The organism is Roseimicrobium sp. ORNL1 (genome assembly GCF_011044495.1).
Classification (GTDB): domain Bacteria; phylum Verrucomicrobiota; class Verrucomicrobiia; order Verrucomicrobiales; family Verrucomicrobiaceae; genus Roseimicrobium.
In genome coordinates this window covers 1,057,081-1,081,108 of record NZ_CP049143.1, presented here as the reverse complement: position 1 = coordinate 1,081,108, position 24,028 = coordinate 1,057,081, and the positions used below count along the sequence as shown (strand labels likewise).

The 24,028-nt window shown below is 60.1% G+C and carries 18 protein-coding genes and 1 pseudogene; 5 read left to right on the top strand and 14 right to left on the bottom strand.

Annotated elements, in window-relative coordinates; translation table 11 throughout:
* Positions 1-79: 79 nt before the first annotated feature.
* Positions 80-4,765 (bottom strand): PVC-type heme-binding CxxCH protein, encoded by a 4,686-nt coding sequence (locus G5S37_RS04360; RefSeq protein WP_165201215.1) that lies wholly within the window; start codon positions 4,763-4,765, stop codon positions 80-82.
* Positions 4,766-4,870: 105 nt separating this feature from the next.
* A complete protein-coding gene (locus G5S37_RS04355) occupies positions 4,871-5,716 on the bottom strand; it encodes a carbon-nitrogen hydrolase family protein (RefSeq protein WP_165201213.1) in 846 nt (281 codons plus the stop codon).
* A 122-nt stretch (positions 5,717-5,838) separates the two neighbouring features.
* On the opposite strand from G5S37_RS04355, the gene G5S37_RS04350 reads away from it, so the two are divergent.
* Positions 5,839-6,213, top strand: coding sequence for a VOC family protein (locus G5S37_RS04350; RefSeq protein WP_165201211.1), 375 nt, complete (start codon positions 5,839-5,841; stop codon positions 6,211-6,213).
* 13 nt (positions 6,214-6,226) lie between these two features.
* Here the strand turns inward: G5S37_RS04350 and G5S37_RS04345 are convergent, their stop codons facing one another.
* From G5S37_RS04345 to G5S37_RS04330, 4 genes are read right to left on the bottom strand one after another with little or no spacing between them, the layout of a single operon-like run.
* Positions 6,227-7,636 (bottom strand): hypothetical protein, encoded by a 1,410-nt coding sequence (locus G5S37_RS04345; protein WP_165201209.1) that lies wholly within the window; start codon positions 7,634-7,636, stop codon positions 6,227-6,229.
* A gap of 54 nt (positions 7,637-7,690) precedes the next feature.
* Positions 7,691-8,845: an alpha/beta hydrolase gene (locus G5S37_RS04340; RefSeq protein WP_206026301.1), complete on the bottom strand. Its 1,155-nt coding sequence runs from the start codon at positions 8,843-8,845 to the stop codon at positions 7,691-7,693.
* A gap of 42 nt (positions 8,846-8,887) precedes the next feature.
* Complete coding sequence (locus G5S37_RS04335) at positions 8,888-9,733, bottom strand: anti-sigma factor (RefSeq protein WP_165201206.1); 846 nt, start codon at positions 9,731-9,733, stop codon at positions 8,888-8,890.
* Positions 9,730-10,404: a sigma-70 family RNA polymerase sigma factor gene (locus G5S37_RS04330; RefSeq protein WP_165201204.1), complete on the bottom strand. Its 675-nt coding sequence runs from the start codon at positions 10,402-10,404 to the stop codon at positions 9,730-9,732. The genes G5S37_RS04335 and G5S37_RS04330 overlap by 4 nt, the downstream gene beginning before the upstream one ends.
* A 70-nt stretch (positions 10,405-10,474) precedes the next feature.
* Here G5S37_RS04330 and G5S37_RS04325 point away from each other — a divergent pair, with 70 nt between their 5' ends.
* Entirely contained in the window at positions 10,475-11,350 is an 876-nt protein-coding gene (locus G5S37_RS04325; protein WP_165201202.1) for a cysteine peptidase family C39 domain-containing protein, read from the top strand.
* A gap of 12 nt (positions 11,351-11,362) precedes the next feature.
* On the opposite strand, the gene G5S37_RS04320 is transcribed toward G5S37_RS04325, so the two are convergent.
* The 7 genes from G5S37_RS04320 to bamA all read right to left on the bottom strand — a co-directional run bounded on the left by G5S37_RS04320 (position 11,363) and on the right by bamA (position 18,758).
* Positions 11,363-11,929 (bottom strand): IS630 family transposase, encoded by a 567-nt coding sequence (locus G5S37_RS04320; protein WP_165201200.1) that lies wholly within the window; start codon positions 11,927-11,929, stop codon positions 11,363-11,365.
* Between the two features lies 1 nt (position 11,930).
* Complete coding sequence (locus tag G5S37_RS04315; RefSeq protein ID WP_165201198.1) at positions 11,931-12,305, bottom strand: IS630 transposase-related protein; 375 nt, start codon at positions 12,303-12,305, stop codon at positions 11,931-11,933.
* A 52-nt stretch (positions 12,306-12,357) separates the two neighbouring features.
* Complete coding sequence (gene hflC, locus G5S37_RS04310; protein ID WP_165201196.1) at positions 12,358-13,452, bottom strand: protease modulator HflC; 1,095 nt, start codon at positions 13,450-13,452, stop codon at positions 12,358-12,360.
* Positions 13,452-14,495: an FtsH protease activity modulator HflK gene (hflK, locus tag G5S37_RS04305; protein ID WP_206026300.1), complete on the bottom strand. Its 1,044-nt coding sequence runs from the start codon at positions 14,493-14,495 to the stop codon at positions 13,452-13,454. The genes hflC and hflK overlap by 1 nt, the downstream gene beginning before the upstream one ends.
* A 96-nt stretch (positions 14,496-14,591) precedes the next feature.
* On the bottom strand, positions 14,592-15,674 hold the full coding sequence (gene lpxD, locus G5S37_RS04300) for a UDP-3-O-(3-hydroxymyristoyl)glucosamine N-acyltransferase (RefSeq protein WP_165201194.1): 1,083 nt from the start codon (positions 15,672-15,674) through the stop codon (positions 14,592-14,594).
* 85 nt (positions 15,675-15,759) lie between these two features.
* Positions 15,760-16,416 carry an OmpH family outer membrane protein gene (locus tag G5S37_RS04295; protein ID WP_165201192.1) on the bottom strand — a complete coding sequence of 219 codons (657 nt, stop codon included), beginning with the start codon at positions 16,414-16,416 and terminating at the stop codon, positions 15,760-15,762.
* A 50-nt stretch (positions 16,417-16,466) separates the two neighbouring features.
* The gene (gene bamA / locus G5S37_RS04290; protein WP_165201190.1) at positions 16,467-18,758 is read right to left on the bottom strand and encodes an outer membrane protein assembly factor BamA; all 2,292 of its coding nucleotides are present in this window, start codon (positions 18,756-18,758) and stop codon (positions 16,467-16,469) included.
* A 259-nt stretch (positions 18,759-19,017) separates the two neighbouring features.
* On the opposite strand from bamA, the gene ruvB reads away from it, so the two are divergent.
* Together ruvB and G5S37_RS04280 are read left to right on the top strand one after the other, a co-directional pair.
* Positions 19,018-20,067, top strand: a complete 1,050-nt coding sequence (gene ruvB / locus G5S37_RS04285) for a Holliday junction branch migration DNA helicase RuvB (RefSeq protein WP_165201188.1) — start codon at positions 19,018-19,020, stop codon at positions 20,065-20,067.
* Positions 20,068-20,091: 24 nt separating this feature from the next.
* Entirely contained in the window at positions 20,092-20,592 is a 501-nt protein-coding gene (locus G5S37_RS04280) for a hypothetical protein (RefSeq protein WP_165201186.1), read from the top strand.
* A 225-nt stretch (positions 20,593-20,817) separates the two neighbouring features.
* On the opposite strand, the gene waaF is transcribed toward G5S37_RS04280, so the two are convergent.
* Entirely contained in the window at positions 20,818-22,815 is a 1,998-nt protein-coding gene (waaF, locus tag G5S37_RS04275; RefSeq protein WP_165201184.1) for a lipopolysaccharide heptosyltransferase II, read from the bottom strand.
* Positions 22,816-22,823: 8 nt separating this feature from the next.
* On the opposite strand from waaF, the pseudogene G5S37_RS32490 reads away from it, so the two are divergent.
* A pseudogene (locus tag G5S37_RS32490) lies at positions 22,824-23,942 on the top strand (endonuclease/exonuclease/phosphatase family protein); the annotation flags it as partial.
* Between the last annotated feature and the right edge of the window lie 86 nt (positions 23,943-24,028).

The following is a 24,028-nucleotide window of genomic DNA, read 5'->3' as shown; positions in this document are numbered from 1 at the left end:
AACAAAGTCCGGCTTGCCTTGACTCTAAGACAAGCCAGGGATTTTGTCCATCCAAGGAAGATGCGCGAGGCCGCGTTTCCTAAAGCTTTTGAAGCTTGATGTAGTCAATGCCCACCATGAACTTCTGGATGGCTGCGGCATTGGCGCCGGTGATTTTGATGGTGAGTTTGTTTTCGCCGGCCGGCAGATCGTAGCTGCCCCAGTCGAGCTCGCCGGTGTGGACCACGTTTGGCGTGTTGTAGAGATCCAGCTTCGCGGCGGTGATGGGAGTTTCGTCCAGCGAGGCTTCGATCATGCCGTAGTCTCGCGCCTTGGTGAGGGCAATCTTGAGAGCGTACTTGCCCGCCTTCTCCACAGGAAGGGAGAGAGTCAGGGTGTCGCCCGCCTTGGCGCCGGTCCACCACAGATGCTGGCCACCGCTCCAGTTGGGGCCAAATCCACCCATGGGCTGCGGACGGGCAGTGCCGCCGGTCTTGCTGAGCACCTTGAGTGATTCACCTTCGATGGCGCCCTCCACGCTGCGGGCACTGCCACCAGCGGCCACAGGCGTTGCGGGCTTGGAGACGTTATTCTGAAGGTAAGCGACGAGGTTGATGACCATCTCGGGCGGAAGCGCTTCGAACTGTCCCTCGGGCATGGTGCTGAACTTCGACACTTCACGCTTGGCCACCTCGGCTTTGGTGAGAGTGAACTCCACCCCGCCCGGCATGACCATGCGATAGGCGCCATCCGTCTCCTCCTTCACAATGCCGCTCAGCACGCGGCCATCCTTCATGGAGAAAAGATTGAGTTGGTAGGCCTTCCCAATGATGGCATTGGGATCGAGCACGTTCTCAAGAAGGTAATCAATGCTACCGCGATTCGATCCGGTGAGGTCAGGGCCAACATTGGCGCCTTCACCTAGAAGCCTGTGGCAGGTGCCGCAGGTGCTGGTGAAAACGAGCTTGCCATTCACGAGGTCAGCGCCCTTGAGCTTGTCTGCGGAAAGCATCGCCTTGAACTTCGCCACGCGTTGCGGCAGCTCCGCCTTCGCTTGATTCACGGTGCCCCATACCTGGGCGACAAGCGCATCCACGTTCTTATCCTTGAGCGTTTCGAGCTGGCGGATGAGGAAGGGCGTGAGCGCATCCCTGGGCACCGTCTTGCTCTCCACCGCCTTCAGCAACGCAACCGCACCTTCCTTCGTGGATGCGAGCACGGAAATGGCATCACTCTTCTCTTCGTTGGAGAGGGAGGCATAGGCCTTCACGAGCGCTGGAGCATTGCCTTCGTCAGGAAGACCCGCGAGTGCTTGAATTGCCTTGCGACGAAGAGGCGATGCCGCACCATCGATGATCTGCTGGCTTTGCTTTGCGGAGGCAACGTCACGCACCTGCAGAAGAATGCGCAATGCTGCCTCGCGCTTTTGCGGTGGAGCGGATGCATTCGCCAGCTCTTCGCGGAATGCCGTGATGGCGGCTGCATCGCCGAAGAGTGCGGACAGCTCATTCACCGCGTCAGCATCCACCGCACGCAGAGAAGCCGAAGTAGCAGACCAGTTTTGCGGCAGGGAAAGCTTGCCCGCCGTGCGTGCAGCATCCACCAGCATGGCCAGTGTCTTCTTCTGCTGAGCGGGATCCTTCATACCGGCAATGGCAGACAGAAGCGCCTCACGTCCCGCAGGCTCCCCGGACAAGCGGCGGTAGATGAAGCCGGTGACCATGTCCATCTGACTGACAGTGGCGAGCGCGATGCCCTTCGCAGGGTCTTCACCCACGAGCGGCTCGATGCCATACCAGATGAGCAGCGGGATCATGGGATCCGTTGCATCCTCCTTGCGCACGATGAGCGCTTTCGCGATGCCCTCACGCTGTGCGATCGGGAGGCGCTGGAGTAGCGAAGCGAGTTCGCGACGCACCACGGGAGATTTCGAAGCCTTCGCAGCGGTATTGAGGTGGCCAATGGATTCCGCATTCAAGCTCTTGCCCGGAAGGGTGCGAATGGCAAAGACGTTGAGGCTCTCATCCGTGTCCGAGGGCGGAGCCCCCACCACGTCTGGCTGGTTGGCGCCAATCATCTCCAAAGCCCACTGCGACTTCAATCGGCCATTGGGCGCGCTCTCCCTGGCGGGAGGCGAGTTCTTCACATACCACTCCATGAGTTGTGTCGACGCCACAGGATTACCTGCAGCACCTTTCTCCAGTTTACCCGAGGCGGCGCGCTCCATGAGGATGCGACGCGCCATGCGCTCGAACCATCCGTTCGTGCTCTCCACCGCCATCTTCGCCAGGTCGGCATCGCCCAGCTTGGAGAGATCACCCTTCCAAGGTTTATGCGTGTCGTACACGATGCGATAGATGCGCCCGTTGCTGCGATCCCATGCCTTCACATCGCGGTGGTGGCAGGTCTGCTTGTCCGCCCAGTCGCTGATGTACAAGGCGCCATCCGGCCCGACCTTCTGCGTCACCGAGATGAAGGAGTGATCATTGCTGCGAAGGAAGTCGCCACGATGCTGGCCCACATAGGAACTGGCAATGGGGTCCGCATGATCCTGCACCAGGCGATGGCCATGAAGATTGCTGAAGAGCAACTCGCCACGGTATTCCGCCGGGAAGTTGTCGCCGTTGTAAATCGAGAGTCCGCAGTGCGCATGACCTCCGCCGGCGTGATCCGTGTCGTTACTGACGGGGAGATTCACCTGACCGGCGCGCGGTCCCCAGTGGGCATTCTCACCCACGGTACCCGCGTAGTGCACATGGTCCGCCGCCGTGCTGATATCTTCATACGTGTACGGATTGAAATGCTGGCCTGCCTGGCGGTGATAGCGCCCACCGGGCACGATGTGATACAGGTGCTGGATTACACAGGCGGTCACGAAGAACTCGCCCTGGTCATTGAAGTCCAGTCCCCATGGATTGCTGGTGCCATGGGCGAAGACTTCGAACTCGTGCTTCACTGGATGGTAGCGCCACACGCAGCAGTTCAGCGGCACGCGCTGCTCATCCGGCGTGCCTGGCTTGCCGACGCGTGAATGGGTGAAGACACCCTGGCAGCCGTACAGCCAGCCATCCGGTCCCCAGATGAAGCTGTTGAGTGTCTCGTGCGTGTCCTGGTATCCCCAGCCATCCAACAGCACCTGCGCAGGGCCATCCGGCTTGTCGTCGCGGTCCTTGTCCGGGATGAAAAGGAAATTCGGCGCGGAACCAATCCACACACCGCCAAAGCCAACTTCAATACCGGAGACGAGATTGAGGTTATCCGCGAATACCTTGCGCGTCTCGAAGCTGCCATTCCCATCTTCATCCGCGAAGATGAGGATGCGGTCCTTGCCCTCTCCCTCCGGGGCACGCTGCGGATAGGTGTTCCCTTCCACCACCCAGAGGCGTCCACGTTCATCCCAGCACATGGCGATGGGCTGCACGAGGTCCGGCTCGGCGGTCACGAGTTCCGCCTTGAAACCTGCGGGCAGCGTCATCCCCTTGATGGCATCCTGAGGACTCTGGCCGCCTGCGTACTTCGAGGAAGGCGTGGAATCAGGACCGTAGAACTTCTTGGGCTGGAACTGCGCAAATCGCTCCGGACTCACCTGCTCACGACGCTGCAGAAGCACACGGCAGCCGTACTTGTTGCCGACTACCACATCAAGGAGGCCATCACCATCAATGTCACCCGTGGTGAGTTGCGTACCCACGCCGGTGTCGCCATCGATCATGTGCGGGATGAAGTCGACCTTGCCATCCTTGCCGCGTTTCGTCTGGAACCAGTAGAGCACACGAGGATCGCGCTCATTGGGGTCGTGGCCGTTGTGCGCCCAGTAGCGCTTGCCGGTGATGAGATCCTTGATGCCATCTCCATCCACATCCTGCAGCGCCAGGGCATGCGGTTGACTGAAACGGATGCCGTATGCATTCTCCCAGGGCTGGGAGCCCACGATGAGCTGCTTTTCCCAAGCGGCGCCATCCTGCCCGCCCTTGTTCTCAAACAAGGCCACACCGTACTGGTGCGCATTCAGTGAGGTGATGATGTCGTTGCGACCATCGCCATTGAAATCATAGGCAAACATCTGCGCACCACCACCACCGGTGAGATTGAAGGTGTGCTGCTTCCAGGCATCACCCGAAGCAGGAGCTTCCCACCAGCGCTTTGCCTCCAGGAAATCCAGACGGCCATCGCCATTCACATCACCAATCCCCATGCCGTGGGTGAACTTGCCCACCTTCACATCTTCCGTAAGCGGGTGCCACTGCCAGGCCTTCGTCACATCTCCACCGTCCGGGGAGTAGTAGCCGAAGCGTCCCTCGCGCGAACACACGATCTCCGGCTTGCCGTCGCCAGTGATGTCCGTGAACTCGGGAGATTCGTTATCCACGATATCTGCCACCTGATACACGGCCCACTCCGCAGCGGGAGTCTTGCCCGGGTTGCGGTACCAGCGGCCTTCCTTGCCGGGGAAGCCCAGCACGAGCACATCCTTGAATCCATCTCCGTCCACGTCATGGACATAGGAGAAGAAGTTGTTGGAGTAGCCGTTGATGTTGAAGGCATCCTGCTTGTAGAAGGACACCGGCTCCTTGAACTCAGGACCGAGCCAGTAGTAGGGCCCGTAGACGATGTCGTTTTTGCCGTCGTTGTTCAGGTCACCGAAGGCCGCGCCTTCGCTGAAGAATCGGGTTTCCAGCACCCGCTTGTCCCAGCGGATGAGGGTTTCAGCAGCAGCCTGCTGAAGCGGGGTAAAACCGGCCAGAGCCGCGAGCAAGAGCGGCAGGGTGAGACGTGAGGAGTGCATGGCGGAAATGCGTTGGAGCGTGGGTGAGGCTACGAGAAGACGCCGGGGCTCTAGCGGACAATCTTTGTGTGAAATCGGACATTCACTCGGCCCTGTCGTTGCAACTCAAGCCGGTTTCGCATGCTTCAGCGCCTCTTCAAGGATGCCACCGAACTCGCGAAAGCTCCACGCCGACTTGCTCATGCCAAAGGCCTGATCGGGTCCTTTGCTGGTATCCAGGTCGATGCAAATGAAGTCCTCCACGTGGCGCTTGCTGCGCACCAGGATCTCTCCGCCGGGATCAATCACATAGCTGTCGCCATAGCCCACGCCGGAACTGCGGGTGATACCGCTCTTCGCAGTGTCCAGTACGACATTGTTTCCGCGCACAAGGTACACGCTGTTTTCGATGGCGCGAGCCGTGTGATCCGCCCGCACCTTCATGAAGTGACTGAGGAGCCCGGTGTCGCGGATGTAGTTGAAATGCGGCGCAAAGATGATGCGTGCCCCCTTGGCAGCGAGAATGCGCACGGGCTCGATATAGCCACCGTCCGCACAGATGATGACGCCGAACTTCACCCCATTCCGCTCGAACACTGGGAACTCGCGCCCCTGCTTGTGAAACTTCTGGTAGGCAGCGCATTTGCTGTACACACCCAGCACGTGTCCACGATGGGCCACGACCACCGAGTTGTAGAGATCCGCACCGCGCAGTTCATTGAAGCCGACGATCAGCGTGGGGTCGAAGCGGCTTGTGAGATCCAACACCCTGGCCATTTGCGGTGAGTCCATGGAGAAGGCGCCGCGGCGCGCCTCGTCCTCTGTATCGGGATAGCCGGAAAGGAAACACTCGGGAAAGGACACGACCTCCGCCTGTTCCCGATCCGCGCGCGCCAAGCCCTCCTCCACGTGCTTGAGGTTGTGCTCGAAGTCACCTACCCACGATTCATACTGGCAATGGGCGATACGCATGTCTTCGAGTCTGCCGCCAAACCGCAAGGAAGGGCAAGCCCCAAGTTCGGGCTGTAAACGCGCACTAGGTGTCAAAGATGACGGTTGCCAGGCAAAGTCCGTACCGGCACAATCGCAGCCTCATGAAAAGACTCGTTGTCTGGTTCGATGTTCCCGTGCTCGACCTTGATCGGGCAATCGCATTTTACACCGCCGTGCTCGGCGAAGAAGTTCTCAAGCAGGAGATGGGCCCCGGCTTCGTGATGGGACTGCTTCCCGGCGAAGAAGAAGTGTTCGGAGGCTGTCTCTATGTCTCCGATGAAACCAAGCCCACCGATCAAGGTACGATGCAATACTTCAACGTGAACGGCAGGTTGCGTGCCGCAGTGGAAGCGGCCAAGACCAACGGCGGAGTGGTGCGCTCCGATGTGGAGCAGATTGGGCCATGGGGCTACCGTGCCATCGTGCTCGACAGCGAAGGCAACCGCATCGCCTTGCACTCGCAGACCGACTCCTGAGACGCTCGCCTCATTAAGACGCCGGTTTCGCCACGGAGATCCCAATGTCCAGCGTGGGCTCCGTGGGATCATCCAGTGGCAGCGGCGTGGCACGCCCGCCGTCATCGCGCATGTCCGTACCCACGGAGTAGATAACGCCTGAAGCGAGATTGATGCGCAGGCGTGAGCCAGAGAATGGGTCCACCACATCATCTGGCAAATAAGCAGCGGTCAATTCGTCGACGTCCTTGGGGACACGTGCCTCCGTAAGCAGGAAGCGACGCACGGCGAACAGCGTCATCACTCCCGCATGCTGGGCGCGAGCCAGACCGTGGCGATCCGGGAGGGCGAAGTAGGGCTGGATGCGGGTGGCGAAATATTCTTCCCCCGTGGCATTTCCGTCCGGGATGATCGCGCCTCCACGTGCGCGGCGGCCCATTCTGAAACCGATCTGATTCTGGCGCGCCATGACGGTGGCAGAGGATTCGCTCTTCAGTTCCCGGAAGCTGTCCGCAAAGAGATGCAACGTGGCATTCGGCTTGAAGAGCAGCCAGTCCGTACGGATGGGCATGTAACCATCCGGCAGGGGCGGTTCGCCGTCTTCCGGTCCGATAAGCAACTTCCGCTCAAAGGCGTAGTAGCCGCCCATCGCCTCCCGCAGTCCCGCAACGGAGGGCGTCCACTGCCGGTACTCCTCGTCCTGCAAGCGGCGCAAGGCGGCTGCATCAAGTTGGGTGCGCCGGAGCAAACTGGCCAGGGATTGGGCACTGGCCTGTTGCAGATCCAGCGAACGATCCATGAAGGACGGCCAGGCATCGAGTTGCTCCACCAAATGAGCCAGCTTGGCCAGTTCGATGGCCGCCAAAAATCCTGCCTCCTCCCTGCCGCTCCGGGCGAGATAGGCTGATTCCGCCTGCTTCAGCCGAATGACGGCATGCCAGGCGGGATCCGAACCGAAGTCCTCGATCATCCAGAGCAGGCTGCGCGGCGCCCATTCCTCTTTTGTCTCTCCCAGGAGATCCCGGAAATTATCCAGCACCACACCATACTCATCCAGAGCCTGGGAGAGTGAAGGCGTATCCCACTCCCACGGAGGGGTGTTCGGCAGTTCACTGAGCCGGATCTTCGCACCCGCCACGAGCATGACTTTCATGCGCGTGGGCGCGGAGAGATCCGGCGCCTTTTCCGTGAGGGCAGGACGCTTCAAGTCATCTTCCCACGGACGGGATTCGTCCTTCAGATAGGTGTATGCGAGCACCATGACCACAAGCACCCCGAGAAGGAGGAAGGTCATCATCTGTGTGCCACGCTGGGCCACACTCGAGCGCCGTTCATTGAAACTACCACGCCGCATCGCCGGCGGCGGCTGAGGGAAGTCATCCTCCTCCTCATCCAGCCACCGTTCGTGGGGTTCGCGCCGGGGCGACTGCTCGTGGTGTTCCATGTCGCAACATCATGACATGGAAACCACCGAAGGCACGCACGCATTTCCACGCATTCAATCCGCTGCCACCGCGTGGAGAAATCCATCGATCGCTTCCCGTGTGATCTGCCCGGAAGGACCATCATAGGGCCAGTCGAAACCGTGCACGGCCCACGGCAGCTCGATCAACTGATGGGCCACACCCAACTTGCCCAGCCGCTGGGCAAATCGCCTGCTCTGCATATTCCACACAAACGTATCTCGAGTGCCGTGCAGCAGCAGCGTGGGACAGAGATGACTGTCCGCTGTCGAGAACGCGGAAGCACCACGATAATTCTCCGCGGCTTCCTCAGGATCACCTCCCAGATAGTTGCGCAGGAGCCGCAGGGAATTGAGCACATCCGACTCGAACGCGAAGCGACGTGCGAACATCATGTCGTGCGGCGCATAGATGGCAATGCAACCGCGGATCGCCGGATCACGCAAATCGACGGCACTCGCGCTGGCAATCTGCCCACCCGCACTACGACCGAGAAGCACAAAGCGCGTCGCATCAATGTCCAGTTCATCCGCATGAGCTTTCAGCCAGGCGAGTGCCTGCCTCATGTCCTCCCGGGGAGCTGGCCACTGATGCCGCGGCGCCAGTCGATACTCTACACACGCCACGGCATATCCTTGGGAAGCCCAGGACGCGCTCCAGTTTGAAAACTCCGTGGCCGAACCGTTCTCCCATCCACCACCGTGAATCACAATGATGCACGGAGCCGCCACACGCTGCTCCGCGCGAAAGAAATGGATGCGCAGAGGGTCATTCTTCTCAGGCTTTGCATAGACAAACTCCTCAATGCGCTTCACCGCCGGCTTGCCCAGACCCAGCCAAAGAGAAGTGAGCGACATCCGGTGCACCCCGCGTGTGGCCCTTTCACCGAAGGCAGCCTGCATCTCCGCCGGCAATCGACGCGTGATGTTTCCCATTTGCCAGACCGGGATCAACAACACCAGCGCGGATCCGAACAATAGCGCTGTGCCAGCGTGCGCATCGCGCCCGCGGAGGAACGTGCCCGTGCAGGCCAGCACGAGAGCCGGTATGGCGATCCGATGTCCATACTCGGTGGCCAACAAGGTGAACTGCCAGTTCAACCGGGTATCGATGAGCACCACCACATGCAACGCGAGGAGCGCACACAAGATGGCAACCATCAGCCGAAGACGGACCCAGATGGTTACCATGCGAAACAACGGAACAACTTGCCCTCCATCACCGGCTCCATGCTACTTGCTGGCGAGGATGACGGGGCCCTCCACCTCCGGCACGCCACCTTCCTTCTCCAGGCTGACGGCGAATTTTGCCACTTCCGCGATGTGCTTGACCGGGTGGAAGATGACAGAGGCTTCACCCTTCTCATCCACCCTCACCACGCCAGCGTTCACCGGAGTGCGCTGTTGTTTGCAGAAGACCCAGAGCTGGTAGTCCTTGCCCGGCTGGACCGTCGGCATATGAGCCAACTTGATGATCCCTTCCTGCTTGGATTGATCCCAGACCACCAGTACCTCCCCCTCTTCATAGCGCTTCACACTGGCCCGCAGCATGGAGACTTCCATGCTGGCCACAGCGATGCCCTTGCGGAGTTGCTCCGCCTCTGCAGAGAGCTTGGCATATTTGTCTCCTGCCTCCGCCACCTGGGTCTGCAGTTTCTCCCGCTGTGCCCTCGCATCCTCCACCTCACCTCGTGCGGCGACTTCACTCTTCACCAAGGTGGTGACGCGGTTGCTCAGTTCACGGTTGGCGGTCCACAGGCCTGCTGCGGACACGGCAATCGCGGCAGCGGCGGCCCAGGCAACCCACGGGCTGCGCACCACTTTCCAGGCGACGGAAATGGGAGTGACCTTCGCGCGGCGCTGGCGTTTCAGGGTCGCGAGAAGCTGCTCGCGCACTTCCGCCGGCGGTGTCTCCGGCGGAAGCAGGTGCACGATTTCCGCGGCTGCCTCGGCGAGTTCCGCATGCTCCTCACGCAAGCGGGGATCATAGCGCCACTCGCCCTCCAGCAGCCGCACCTCTTCAGGCGTGAGTGCATCGAGCGCGTGCAAGGCGATTTGTTCCTGCTGCCGTTCGGTCATGTCTCGCCTCCTTTCAAGATATCGCGCAGCCGTAACAGACCGCGCCGGATATTGGTCTTCACCGTTCCCAGAGGTTCATCAAATTTCTCGGAAAGCTGGTAGTGGGTCAACCCTTTCAAAAACGCCCACTCAATGGAACGTCGCTGCGCCTCGGGCAGGGCCTCCAGAGCCCGGCGCACGATGCCGGCTCGCTCTGCACGGTCAGCCGCACGATCCGCCCGCTCCACGCCGGAGCCATCGAGCTCAGGCAGGAGTTCTGCCGTTGCCTCCTCCACCAGCTTCGCCCGGCGACGCACGGAGCGGAGCCGGTCGATGGCCTTGTGGCGGAAGATGATGACCGCCCAGGTAAAGGCCTTGCTCTTGGTCGCATCGTAGTCATGAGCGCGATCCCACAGATAGAGAAAGCCCTCCTGCAGGGCATCACGGGCCTCCTGCTCATCATTGAGCACCCGGCGGGCAAGGGCAAAGAGCGGGCCGGAAAAACGATCGTACAGCTCGGCGAACGCAGCCTCATCCCGTGCGGCAACGCGTTGCAGAATGGCTTCGTCTGTTTCCTCCTCCATGCAGTAGCTCCGGGATGAGCGCACGGGGCGCAGCTTTGCCTGTGGCGCGAGCACAGCGGCAGGCCGAATCGGAGAATTCGTAAGCTGTAGCAGCGGTGAGGCGGTCACACAACTTTTTGCGACGGTCGGGAGGCTCTGGATTCAGCGCGACTCATTCCCGGATGGACCAGCGACCAGCGTGCTTGACTCCGACGCGGCCATCCAGTGTCATGAAAGCCATGGCGCATCCACCGGACTCGGCACTCTCTTCCTGATGAACCCCTTGCAATTCGGCGTGTATGTCCTCGGTGTGGCTTGCTGTTGGCTCGGAGCCCTGCTGGCACGGAGGTTTCCAAGGCAATGGTGGATGGCGCTGCCTCTGGCCCTTCTCGCAATTCCCTGCGCGGTTTATGGGCTCTACTACGCGCGCCTTTGGGACGAGCCGGTCTGGCTGTACGAGTTGCGCTCGCGGCCGGGTACCGAGCTGCTGGCATCCCTGGGCGGTTTGCTGGTGGGATGGTGCCACTGGCACCTGCCGAAGCGATTTGCCGGGTCGCTGGGGTTTGTCTCGTGCTTCTTCGTGCTGTGGTTGTCGGTCCCGTATCTCAAGCAGATCCTCAGCCCGCTGCGAAAAGACGAGCTTCATGAAAAGTGGAGGGATGGCGTGTGCATGCAGAGCTCCTCCTCCACCTGCGGCCCCGCCAGTGCGGCAACGCTTCTGAAAGCCATGGGCATTGAGGTGACGGAGAAGGAACTCGCTGCGGACGCCTTCTCAACGAGCAGCGGTACGGAGAACTGGTACCTGAACCGCGCCATCGAAAACCGTGGTGTGGACTGCTCCTATGTCCTGCGCGATCCAGCTTCCTCCACCCTGCTCTACCCGGCGATCGCGGGAGTGCGCCTGGGAGCGCGTGCAGGACATTTCATCGCCATCCTCGGAGAGACACCGGATCATTACATTGTCGGCGAGCCCATGTCCGGGCGCCGATTGCTGCGCAAGGACCGCATGGATCGCAGCGGCTATGAGTTCACCGGATTTTTCATGATGCTGCAAAAGGCAGCAGCAAAGCACTAGAGCATTTTCTATTTAATTTGTCGCATAGTTGGCATGACGAAAAAAATTGGCGCAGTGCTCTGGTGAGAAAGTGTCCAGGGCTTGTGCGACGGCTGTTTCCAGGCCTTCAAAAGTGCGTTGGGCTGCGCGGCGCAGGTGGGCTTTGAGCTTGGCAAAGGCCATCTCAATGGGATTGAGGTCAGGGCTGTACGCCGGCAGATAAATCAAGCGCGCTCCTCGTGCTTCGATGGCCTGCGCCACTCCACTGACTTTGTGGCTGGCCAGGTTATCGCAGATCACCATGTCGCCAGCGGCCAGTTGCGGAGCCAGGAACTGCTCGATGTAGGCCAGAAAAGCAGGTCCATTCATGGGACCATCCAGAACACAAGGAGCACAGAGGCGGTCATGCCGCAGCGCCACTACCAATGTCGCCGTATGCCAGTGGCCGAAGGGCACCGCACAGCGGCAGCGTTGTCCACGAGTAGAACGCCCATACAGCCGACTCATTTTGGTGTTGAGTCCTGTCTCATCCAAGAAGACCAGTTGATGGCCGTCCCATTGGGGCTGCTGCTCACGCCAGAGCTGGCGTGCGACTTGCAAATCAGGCCGCTCTTGCTCGGCGGCGTGAAGCGTTTTTTTTATAGCTCAAGCCCAGCTTCTCAAGCCGATGCCACAGGGCAGTGGTGCCAATGCGGATGTCCAACTGCTTGCTCAAACGCTCACACATCTCCTCCAGACTCAGATCAGGTTGTTGGGTGATCCATTGATGCAGCACCTCATCATGCCCCTCGAGACGCGAGCGCCGGTATCCACCTCGCTGCTTGGGTTCCACAGTGCCCTCTTGCACATGACGCTTCCAGAAGCGTTCTACACTGCGTTTGGAAACGCCAAAGAGTCGCGCGAGTTCTTCGGCACTTTGTCCCCGGCGTCGCCCGGCCACCAGTCGCTTGCGCAGATCCAGACTGAAGCTCTTCATGAACTCCACTCTACACCATCCTTAATGTGCGACAAATTAAATAGAAAACGCTCTAGGGCTGCGGAGGTGGACTCGCTGGAGGCGGCACCGCAAGTGGCGTTGGCACCGGTGCAGGAGTTTGAACTGGTGATGGTGCCGGTGCAGAAGGCACACCATTTGCATTCGTCCGTGACTCCGGCGCAATGTGCTTCAGATACTTGAAGAAGTCACTGTCCGTCGTCAGGATCACAGTGCTGTCGCGGCCGAGCGTGGTCTTGTAGGTCTCCAGCGTTTTGAGGAATTGATAAAAATCCGCAGCGCCCGGACGGGTACTGTATGCTTTCGCGTAGATCTCCGTGGCCTGAGCATCCGCCTTGCCCTGCAGTTCCTGGACGGTGCGGTACGCGCCCGACTCAATCTCGCGGAGATCCTTTTCTTTCCGCCCGGTGATCTTCGCCGCCTCGCCCGCCCCCTCGGAGCGGAAGCGCTCGGCAATCTGTTGCCGCTCACTGACCATGCGATCATAGATCTTTTCCGTGACCCTGGCGTTGTAGTTGATGCGCTTGAAGCGGACATCCAGCAATTCAATCCCAACGCGTTTCACTTCCCCAGCGGCAATCTTGAAGATCTCCTGATCCAGCACCGCGCGTCCGCGCTGAATGGCGGGCAAGTTGGCGGCATTGGGATTCACCTCGGCAAGATCGGGATCCACCGTCAGCTTGCGTGTCTTGTCCGAGCGGATGACTTCAATGAGGTCATGGCTGGCAATGACATTCATGGTGGCATTCCCGATGATGGTCGAGAGGCGGGACTGGGCAGTGCGCTCATTGTTGAGCTGTTCCAGATACGCGCGCGGATCGGAAATGCGCCAGCGTGCGAAGTTGTCTACCACGACATAGAGCTTGTCCTTGGTTGGCATCTCCATCGCAGGTCCATCCCACTCGAGGATGCGCTTGTCGAAGCGGTTCACTGTCTGGATGAAGGGCACCTTAAAATGCAATCCGGCCTCGCTCTTCGCGGGATCCTCATTGACGGGCTGTCCCACCGGTTTGCCAAACTCGGTGATGATCACCTGCTCCACCTCGGAGACGGTGTAGGCGCTGCTGAAAAGGAGGACGAGGAAGACAAATCCCCCAAAGGCAGCCAGTGCGAGTGTAGCAGGCTTCATTATCTACGAGGGGACTGGGGTGTCTGACGGGGAGCAGCAGGAGCCTGGGGAGCGGCCTGCGGCGCGAACTGCTGCAAGTGCATGAGGGGCAGGAATTGCCTGGCCTCACTGTCGAGGATGATCTTCGCACCGAGTTGAGGAATCACCTCAGCCATCGTTTCCAGATAGAGGCGCTGACGAGTGATGTCCGGCGCTTTCTCATACTGCTCCAGCAACGCCTTGAACCGGGCCACGTCACCCTCAGCCTCATTCACGCGCTTGATCGCGTACCCCTCGGCCTCGCTGATCTTCTGCTCAGCCTCGCCCTTCGCTCGTGGCACCACTTTGTTGTACTCCCCGTTGGCGACGTTGATCATCGTCTCGCGCTCCTGCTGGGCTTTGTTCACTTCATCGAAGGAACTCTGCACCGGCCGGGGCGGATGCACGCGGTTGAGCTGCACCTGATCAATGTGAACACCGAGTTCCAGCCTGGTGACGAGAGCCTGGAGTTTTTTCAGCATATCATCCTGCATTTCCGCACGACCAAAGGTCAACACCTCGTCCACCAGACGATCTCCCACCACCTCGCGCATGACGGACTCGGAAACGTCACGAAGCGTACCTCCCGGCTCGCGCACATTGAAGAGAAAGGCCTGGGGATCGGAGACATGGTACTGGATCACCCACTCCACCTCGGCGGCATTCAAGTCGCCTGTCACCATGTTCTTCTCCAATTCCGGTTCATCAGAGAACTGATCCGGATTGGTGGTTCCAGAGTAGGTGCCGAAACCAAACTCCATTTTCATCTGCCTGCGCACCGCCACTTTTGTCACCGTATCGATGCCGAAGGGAATCTTGAATCTCAACCCCGGCTCCACCACGGTCTTGAACCTGCCAAAGCGCTGTACCACCGCCACGGAATCCGCCTCGACCGTGTAGTAGCTCGTGAAGACACCAATGAGCACCAGTCCTGCAATGAGAATCGCCAGGATGCCCCGCGGGTTGATGCGCATCGCCGGAGCCTGGTCCATCCAGGACGGTTTATTGGAAGAGGTTTGGGACATAGGCGCCAGTCAAAATAGCAGCGCACCGGAACCCAGCAACCAACATAGGGTGTCGGCACATCACTGCACCGATCCCCCGTTGCGACTCGTGCAGCCCTACTCAGCCGCGCCTTCCGCTTTGGCCTTTTTCCGCTTCGTTGGCTTCTTCCCATCCAGAGCGGCAAGACGCTCCTCGAGCTCCTTTACCCGGTCGAGCAACTCAGGCACGCGGGCAGGATAGGTGAGCATGCGGCGGCCTTCGATGAGGGGCTTGGCAGGATAGCCCGTGTAAGCACCCGGTGCGGGATAGTCCTTGGTCACGCCGGATTTGGCGAGGAAGGTCACCTTGTTTCCAATGGTGAGATGTCCCGCCACGCCCACCTGGCCAGCCATGGTCACGAAGTCACCCAGGCGCGTGCTGCCGGAAATGCCCACCTGCGCGACAATGACGCAGTGCTTTCCGATGACGCAGTTGTGCGCGATCTGCACCAGGTTGTCGATCTTGGTGCCTTCGCCGATCCACGTGCGGCCAAACCGCGCGCGGTCGATGGTGGTGCAGGAGCCGACCTCCACGTCGTCATCGAGCTGCACGATGCCCACCTGATCGATCTTCAGGTGCTTGCCCTCGCTGAACTCATAACCGAATCCGTCCGTGCCGATGATGGCGCCGCTGTGGATGATGACGCGGTTGCCGAGTTTGCAGCGCTCCTTGACCACCGCATTTGCATGAATCACACACTTGGCGCCCAGCCGCGTGTTGCGGCCAATGAATGCCCCGGCGTGGATGAAAGACCCGTCTCCAATGATGGCGCCATCTTCGATCACCACATTCGGCCCCACATAGGTCATGTCTACGTTAATCTGAGCCTTCGGGCTGACGAAGGCAGTGGGATGCACCCCGGGATCAAAAGTCTGCTTGGGCGGACCGTACCGCTGGATGATGGTGGAAAACTTCAGCGTGGGATTCTCCACGCGGATAACTGCCATGGACGGAGGCAGGTCCGTGAACTGGCGGTCGACAATCACTGCACTGGCACTGCTCTTCTGCAGCGCCACGGCATAGCGTGGATTTCCCAGAAAGGTAATCTCGCCCGGCTCGGCCTCCTGGATGGAATTGAATCCGGTCACGACCATATCCGGGTCGCCGGCGGTGATCTCACCTTCCACGAGAAGGGCGATTTTGTTAAGTGAGGTGTTCATGACTTGGCCGGAATAAATACAAATCCCCGCCTTGAAGGCAACCTCAAGGCAGGGATTTGAAATGAACGAGAATCGGAAAGGAGGCTTACTTCTTCGAGCTCTTCTTCGCAGGCGCAGCGGGAGCAGGCTCCGGCGCCGGGGCGGGGGCAGGAGCGGGAGCAGCCGCACCACCCGCAGGAGCATCCTTGTTAAGCTGCACAATCACTTCGGAAGTGAAGTCCTGCATCACGCCTTCCTTGGCATGCAGCATCACCGGGAAACCGGTCACGCCGACAGCAGACTTGTCGAACACCATGTCGTAGCCATCAGCCTTGGATTTTTCAGCCACCACCTTGAGCACCTTGCCGTAGATCTGCTGGCGCTGCAGGGCAGCTTCATTCTGAAGCTGGCCGTCGCGGCGGCGGCGTTCCTTTTCAAGCTGCTCGGAGAGGGAGCGGAGTTCGCTGGCCTTGGAGTCGAACTCGCCCGCCTTCTTCGCGCGGATCTGTTCGCTGAGGACCGGGTCACGAGCTTCCTTCATCAACTGCTTGGCTTCTCCGTCGAGCTTCTTCAGCTTGCCAAGCATCTCCTGCATTTCCTCGTCGAACTTGGCCTTGTTCGTGGACAGCAAATTTCTGGCGGTCGCGGTTTCGTGAAACTCATCGAGGACGCGGCCCATGTCCACGACGCCAATCTTGAGATCAGCAGCGTGGGTGGCAGCGGTAAGGGACAGAGCAGCAATGAGCGCAGAGAGATATTTCATGAGGAATGAAGCGAAGGCGGGGCTTGGGGGGAAGGCCGGGGTCTCCAGTATTAGAAACGGTAGCCAAGATTGAAGTTGAACTGGCCGCTGGAGTCGTTGTCTTCGTCAGCCTGAACCGGAATACCGAAGTCGAGACGGATGGGGCCGGTCGGCAGGAAGTAGAGGCGGAGACCGATACCCACGTCGGAGTTCACGTCGCCACCCATGTCATAGCTGTCGCCGCTGACCATACCGACATCGTAGAACACCGCGCCACGCACCTTCTCGATGATCGGGAAGGTAAGTTCTGCCGTGGCGTAAGCCGAGGTCAGGCCGCCGATGGGCTCGCCGTTTTCGTCCTTCGGACCCACGTCACGATAGTCGAAACCGCGGAGGTTGTTGGCGCCACCGAGGAAGAGACGCTCAAAGATCGGCACTTTGTCGTTGCCATCCACCGTGCGGAGGGCGCCTTCAAAGCTCAGGATCATATTGCCGGGCAGGCTGAAGAACTGGGCGCCTTCGATGCTGAATCCGTAGGCATCCACATCACCGCCAGCGGAGACCATGGCACCAGCCTGGACCTTATGGCCCGAGGTGGTCAGGTAGACGTTGTCGCGGGTGTCATGGACGAAGCTGAAGTCGAACTTGTTCTGGAAGTACTCACCCTCTTCATCCTTGATGATTTGGGAGGCATCGTCATCCACATCCATGATCTCGACCTGACGGGAGGTGAAGGTGACTTCGGCATAGGCGTGTTCGCCAATCGGCTTGCGCAGGTTGAGCGAGGCGCCGTATTCGCGCTGGTCATACACATCGCTCAGGTAGTACAGGTCGCGATAGAAGAGATCCACGCCGAAGGACAGACGCTGACCAAAGAGCCAGGGCTGCACCCAGCTCACGCTGAAGTCGCGGCGCTTGTCACCAGCACGGATGTCGATGTTGAAGCGCTCGCCACCGCCGGTGAAGTTCGGCCAGTTGGTGATGTCGAAGTTCGTCTGGGTCAGGGAGAAGAAGCCGACCAGGCTGTCGATGGAGCTGAAGCCCGCACCCACGTTGATGGAACCGGTGGACTGCTCGGTCACCGTGATATCGATGTCCTTGTAGCCAGGGGTGCCGGTCGGGTTGTTGCGGAAGTCCACCGCGCTGAAGTAGCCCATGTTGGTAAGGCGGCTGCGGCTGCGCTCGATGCGGACGGTATTGAACTCTTCACCAGGGGCGAAGGCAAGCTCGCGGCGGATGACGCGGTCCTGGGTCTTGGTGTTGCCTTCGATGTTGATCTTCCGGATGTAGGACTTTTCACCTTCCGTGACGCGGTACACGATCTTCACCGAGTCTGTCCCGGCGGGGACAACGCTGGTGTCAATGCGGGCATCTGCGTAACCGCGGGAGCCATAGTACTCGCTCAGCATCTTCTCGTCATTGGAGATGTCCGTGGCGGAATAGGCGGCGCCACTTTCCATGATGAGGGCAGGATTCAGCTCCTCTGTGGTGAAGACCGTGTTGCCCTCGATGGCCACACCGGAAACGCTGTACTGGCGGCCTTCGTCGATCACGAACACGAGGTCGATCTTGTCGTCACCCACAGGTTCGCGGCGCACCTGCACCACCTTCGCGTACACATAGCCACGGTCCTGAACGGCGCGCTCGATGGTACGGATGTCTTCCTGCAGGAAGTCATTATTAAGCTTGCCCGACTGACCCCAGAGGTGCCAGGGGCGCTTTTCCTTGAGCTTCAGCTTCGAGCGGAGGGCCTTTTCCTTCACGGCGGTGAGGCCTTCGAAGCGGATGTCATGAATGACGCCACGTGCGCCTTCATTGATGTGATACACAACACGGACGAAACCAGCGGTGGGCAGGGACTCCAGCTTGTACTCCACGCTCACATCGGCGAAGCCCTTCTTGTTGTACAACTCACGGATCTTGTTGGCGCCGGTGAAGAGCTTGCTCTCTTCCACGGGCTCGTTGATCTTCACTTCCACTTCCTTGCGGAGGCGGTCAGCGTCAAAAACGGTGTTGCCGGTGAAGGCCACCTCCCCGATGGCGCCGCGGCCCGTCACCTTCACAAGGACGTTCACTCCACCTGCTACATCCTGGGTGGTGATGTCCACCATCTCTACAAGACCGGTGGCATAGAGATTCTTGATGTCGCGCTCCACGACTTCCTCTTCAAACGGCTGACCTGCGCGCGTGCCCATGTTCGCCTTGATACGGTTTTCATCGATCTGGGCGCCGCCAGCCGAGACCACCTGCACACTGCGCACAATTTTCTTCGTGGGAAGAGCCGCTTGGGCAAAGCTTCGTGCTGAAAACGTACCGGCGACCAGCAGGGCCAGTGTGATTCTAACGAGGTTGGTAAAAGTCATGGCAAACCGTGTGTTTTCAGATGGGAGTTGGGAGGCTGGCATATGGCGTCTGTGGCCATGAATCGTCAAGTTTGAAATACAGGATTTAAGTGGCAATGGCAAAGCAAATAGTTAAGATTACCTAAATTGTTAATACATGAATCGTGTAACAATTTAGGGTGCCTGAAGCCTGCTGTTTCCCATGCATTTTCCAGCATCCTCCGTGCCCTCTCTTGTGACGCTTGCGACCGGGAGATGATGCATCCAAGTTCACCCCGCCTTGAGTTCCAATTTCTACGATCAGACCGCTGCCGCCCCGGACTCGCCGTTCGATGTGGCGCTGCGCCCGCCGGACTTCTCCGAGTTCACCGGCCAGGAACGTGTGAAAGAGCGGCTCATGCTGATGGTGGAGGCGGCCAAGCAACGAGGCGAGACCCTCACCCACGTGCTGCTCTGCGGGCCGCCCGGCCTGGGCAAGACGACGCTCGCCAACATCCTGGCCACGGCGATGGGCTCTAGACTGCACAGCGCCAGCGGTCCCCAGATCGAGCGCGCCGGGGACCTCGCGGGCATCCTCACCAATCTCCAGGAACGGGACGTCCTTTTCATCGACGAAATTCACCGTCTGCACCCGAGCATTGAGGAGTACCTCTACCCGGCCATGGAGGACTTCCGGCTGGACATCATCATCGACCAGGGACCCAAGGCCCGGACCATCCGGCTGGACCTGCCGCCCTTCACCCTGGTCGGGGCCACCACCCGGGCGGGCATGCTCACCGCCCCGATGCGCGGACGCTTCGGCATCCCGAACCGTCTGGACTATTATACGGCGGAGGAATTGAAGGGCATCCTCATCCGCTCCGCCAAGCTCATGCAGGTGGAGATGTACCCCGCCGGGGCGGAAGAGATCGCCCGCCGCTCCCGCGGCACCCCCCGCGTGGCCAATCACCTGCTGCGCTGGGTGCGTGACTACGCCCAGGTCCGCGCGCAGAACATCATTACCGGGGAAGTGGGCGCCGCCGCGCTCACCATGCTCGACATCGACGAAGATGGGCTCGACGAAATGGACAAGCGCATCCTCGACGCCGTCATCAACAAGTTCAACGGCGGCCCAGTCGGGCTGAACTCCGTGGCGGTGGCAGTGCACGAAGACGCCAGCACACTGGAAGACGTCCACGAGCCCTACCTGGTGATGCAGGGCTATGTGCAGCGCACCCCGAGGGGCCGCATCGCCATGCCAGCCGCCTACAAGAAGCTGGGCCTGCCCGTGCCAATCGCATTGCGTGATATCCAGGGAGCACGCGATGCCCAGGGCGAACTTTTCGGCTGACACCGCCCCCCAGAGTCTCAGTCCATGCTCACCAACCTGACCATCCTCTTCGAACGACTGCGGGACGCGGAGTACGCCCACCTGCTGCTGGAGCAGTTGCCACTCTTCGGTTTCCTGTTTGGCCTGCTGTTCTTTGTGATAGGCCTCTACCTCCATGAGGACAAATGCCGCCTCGTGGCCCTCATGGTGATCCTGCTGGCCTGCGGCAGCGCCGTCTATGGAGCGGAACTGCGACAGAAGTCGATGACGCGCATCTTGCAGGGCTGCGAAATCACCCAGGTCCCCTTCATCAAGGAACAGACCAAGGTCCGCCAGGACACTCTCTGGGTGTACTACACCGTCGCTGGGCTGGCCGTGCTCGCCCTCGTGGGTGGTGGAGGAAAGCTGGGCACGTGGCTGAATCTCGCCCTCATGGCCGGAGTTGCCTCAGCTCTGGTCTTTTCCCTCTGGCTGCACATGAAAGAGGCGGAGGTCTTCCACCGGAACATCAAGAAGGTCGTGAACCGGGCCAACAAGGTCACTTGACCGACGGCGTCGGCGTCAGGCCTTTCAAAGGAGCGCGGACACTCTTGTCCGCTGCCCCTGACTCACAACCTTCTTTCATCTGGCAGGCAGGGCCACCTCCTACCAGCTGCTCCCGAGACATCGCTCGTATCTTCCACATGAAGACGGTTGCTGCGCAACAGCACGGCGGACAAGAGTGTCCACGCTCCTTTGCCCAGGCCTTCGCTCCCAGCAAAACGATCCTTGTCAACTGCTGACGGTATGAGCCTGCGATGCCAGCTCCGGCAAGGCCTCGCGCATCACCTGCTCCACCCGATCCGGCGTCACCTTGGTCATGCAATCATAGTGGCCAAAGGGGCACTCGCGGCGGAAGCACGGACTGCAGGGCACATGGTACCTCACCACGCGATGCTGCGGTCCCAGCGGCCCGGTGAGCACGGGCTCGGTGCTGCCGAAGATGCTCACCGTGGGCACACCCAGTGACGCAGCGAGGTGCATGGTGCCGGTGTCATTTGTGAGCAGCAAGCGACAGGTGCGCAGGCGTGCGATCAACTCGGACAGGCTGGTCTTGCCGACCAGATTGGTGTGCTTCACCTGGGGTATGAGGCGGCTGAGTTCCTCGCCCATGGCTTTCTCGTTAGGCGCGCCAAAGAAGACCCACTCCACCTCCGGCCATGTGGCGGAAAGCCGCTTCGCCACCTCGGCAAATCGCTCGAGCGGCCAACGTTTCGCAGGTCCGTACTCAGCGCCGGCGCAAATGCCGATGGAGGTTACAGCACCAGCATTCGCCACACCGGAACCAGCCACATCGAAGAGCGACGGATCATCCACCTTCGCGCCACAGTTCGCCGCGAGGCGAATGTAACGGTCCGCATGGTGCTCGGGTGGTCCCGTCACCTTGGGCTCCGGCACGATCTGGTGCAGCCAGCGCGCACGAAGGGAGCCACGGTACCCGACCAGCCGAGGAATATCGGCATGCCACAGTTCCAGCGTGGAGCGGGTGCTGTTTGTCAGCAGGATGGCCGCGTCATAGGTGGCGCGCTGCCGTACCTTCCGCGCCACGGCGCGGATGCCTTCGCCCTTCTCCTTGCCGATGATGTCATCGACCTCCGGCACCGCCTTCCAAAGTTCTGCGAGCTTCGATGGGGTGAGAATGGTGAGGCGCAGATCCGGGCGACCGCGCTTCAGAGCGCGGATCGCAGGAAGCGTCATGCACGCATCCCCCAGCCAGTTCGGTGAGCGCACCAGCAGGTTGAATTTCTGCAGCCGGCTGATGTCATAGCCGACGGGGAGTGCAATACCACGCCGATACTTTGAGAGCAGGAATTCTGGCTGGGGAGTCTTCCAACGATTGTGCACCCAGAACCAGTTTTCCGGAGCCCGGCGAATCACAATCTCCAGCGCGATATTCAGCATCGCGGTGAGTCCTTCCGCCGTGGTCTTTTTCTCACCGCTGTTGATGGGCGGATAGCAGACCATGCGCCAGCGCGCCAGACCATCATTGAACATCGCGATGGGAACCAGCGGCGTGTCTACGCGCAGCGACATGAGTGCCGCAAGGCTGGAGGTGCTGGCCAAGCGATCAAAGAAGGGACACCACACCCCCTTGTCCCCGGCATGCTGATCCACCAGCACCCCCATGGCTCCCTTATAAGTGCGCATGTGCTGGATGGGACCGCTGAAGCCCTGGCTGCGATCGAAGAGCGTGTAGCCCAGCTTCTCCCGGCGACGCTTCACATGCTCATTCAGAAACGAATTGCCGAGGGGCTGGAAGACACTGGCAGGCTTTATACTGCCACTGGTGAAGAGGGAGGGCACCTGCGTGAAGATTTCCCAACAGCTCAAATGACAAACGGCATAGAGCAGCGGTTTCCCCTCTGCGGCCACCGCTTCCGCATGGTGCATGCCCTCCACGGTGACGTGGGACTCCACGTCCTTCTGGGACATGAGCGGCAGCTTCAAGCCACAGAGGAAATTCTGCCCAAGAGAGGCGAAGTGCTCACGTGCCGTGGCCTTGATCCAAGCATCATCCTTCTCCCGGCCAAAGGCGATGCGCAGATTCGCCTGTGCCAGTTTGCGATAGCTGGGAAAGAATGTGTGCCCGATGAGACCACAGGCACGGCCCACCAGTGCGCAGGCCTTCAACGGCATCAAGCCAAGCACGACCTCCACCGAGCGGAACAGCAGGTAAATCAGGTACTGCCCCGCCCGCGAGATACTCTTTCCAAAGCCCGTGCGCGCCATGAGAGGCTATGCCGCAGAGTGAGGGTCCGCGCAAGACCGGACCATGGGGTTCCACTGGCGAACGTGTAGCTTGCCCTCCCCTCCTCGGCGTGCCACCAGTGGTCATGACACCTCCCACAAGGAATGTGCTTCAGAGGGGCCTTCTCCGCCTGGCTCAAGCCGCCATCGTAATCATGGCGTTTGTCGCCCTGGGGAATCTTGCCGGCTCTGAATGGGGACCGCTGAAGAAGCTGGTTCACTTCCCGGCACACTGGGCTCCGCTCGCTTTGGTAACGGCCTTGACGTTGGCAGTGATGAAGCGGTGGAAATGGGCCGCAGCCGCGAGCGTCCTCGCAGTGGGGTTCGGAGCCCAGGTGGCCACGCTCTGGCTGCCTCCTTCCCAAGATACGACGGTGACGACTGCCGCGGGCGCTCCTCCCCCGGCAACGCTCACTGTCCTGTCCTTCAATGTCTTCAGGGGCAACAAACGTCACAAGGAAGTACTCGATGCTCTTCAGAAGGAGCAGGCGGATGTGGTGTATCTCACCGAAATGTCGCCGGAGTGGTTCTGCGGGCTGAAGCCTCTGGAGAAGGACTACCCACACCGGGTCACTAAAAAGAACAGCAGCGACTGGCTCTTGAGCAAGCATCCTTTGGAGAACGCAGAGATCCTCTCCATGACCTACGCCAGCGCCAGGTCTGCACTGGCAGACTCCCCCGGCAATGCCACACTTCCAGAAGAATGGAGTTCCACATGGCATAATGATGATCTGGTGGTCGGCACGGTGATCTTCCATGGCACACGAATTCGCCTTGCAGCGCTGCATCCTCCAATTCCCAGCAATGCCTCGCGCGTCATCCAGCAACGAGCGTGTGCGGCCATTTATGCCAGGGCGCTGAATTCGGATCCCAAGGCAGATGCAAAACTGCTGATGGGCGATTTCAACACCACCTCCTTTTCTCCGACTTTTCGTTCCATCCTAAGCCGGACGGGCCTCAGTGACACTGCACAGGGGTATGGCTATCTCCCCACCTGGGGACCACGTCTCCCACGTGAGCCCATCCTGCCCTGGCTCGGCATTCCCATCGATCACATCCTGGCGAGCGAGAATGTTTCGATACTGCACTATGAGACCGGGCCGCCACTGGGTTCGGATCATCTCTGGGTCAAAGTGCGCATGACCATCGGTGCAAGCCTCGCGCCACAAAGCAAAAGCAAGTCCCTTTCCCACGC

Coding starts and splice junctions, on each gene's coding strand:
- waaF (WP_165201184.1), bottom strand. CDS start 22,815: ATGGCGCGCACGGGCTTTGGAAAGAGTATCTCGCGGGCGGGGCAGTAC.
- G5S37_RS04350 (WP_165201211.1), top strand. CDS start 5,839: ATGAAAAGACTCGTTGTCTGGTTCGATGTTCCCGTGCTCGACCTTGAT.
- G5S37_RS04295 (WP_165201192.1), bottom strand. CDS start 16,416: ATGAAATATCTCTCTGCGCTCATTGCTGCTCTGTCCCTTACCGCTGCC.
- G5S37_RS04340 (WP_206026301.1), bottom strand. CDS start 8,845: ATGGTAACCATCTGGGTCCGTCTTCGGCTGATGGTTGCCATCTTGTGT.
- hflC (WP_165201196.1), bottom strand. CDS start 13,452: ATGAAGCCTGCTACACTCGCACTGGCTGCCTTTGGGGGATTTGTCTTC.
- G5S37_RS04360 (WP_165201215.1), bottom strand. CDS start 4,765: ATGCACTCCTCACGTCTCACCCTGCCGCTCTTGCTCGCGGCTCTGGCC.
- G5S37_RS04315 (WP_165201198.1), bottom strand. CDS start 12,305: ATGAAGAGCTTCAGTCTGGATCTGCGCAAGCGACTGGTGGCCGGGCGA.
- G5S37_RS04355 (WP_165201213.1), bottom strand. CDS start 5,716: ATGCGTATCGCCCATTGCCAGTATGAATCGTGGGTAGGTGACTTCGAG.
- G5S37_RS04280 (WP_165201186.1), top strand. CDS start 20,092: ATGCTCACCAACCTGACCATCCTCTTCGAACGACTGCGGGACGCGGAG.
- bamA (WP_165201190.1), bottom strand. CDS start 18,758: ATGACTTTTACCAACCTCGTTAGAATCACACTGGCCCTGCTGGTCGCC.
- G5S37_RS04335 (WP_165201206.1), bottom strand. CDS start 9,733: ATGACCGAACGGCAGCAGGAACAAATCGCCTTGCACGCGCTCGATGCA.
- lpxD (WP_165201194.1), bottom strand. CDS start 15,674: ATGAACACCTCACTTAACAAAATCGCCCTTCTCGTGGAAGGTGAGATC.
- hflK (WP_206026300.1), bottom strand. CDS start 14,495: ATGTCCCAAACCTCTTCCAATAAACCGTCCTGGATGGACCAGGCTCCG.
- G5S37_RS04345 (WP_165201209.1), bottom strand. CDS start 7,636: ATGGAACACCACGAGCAGTCGCCCCGGCGCGAACCCCACGAACGGTGG.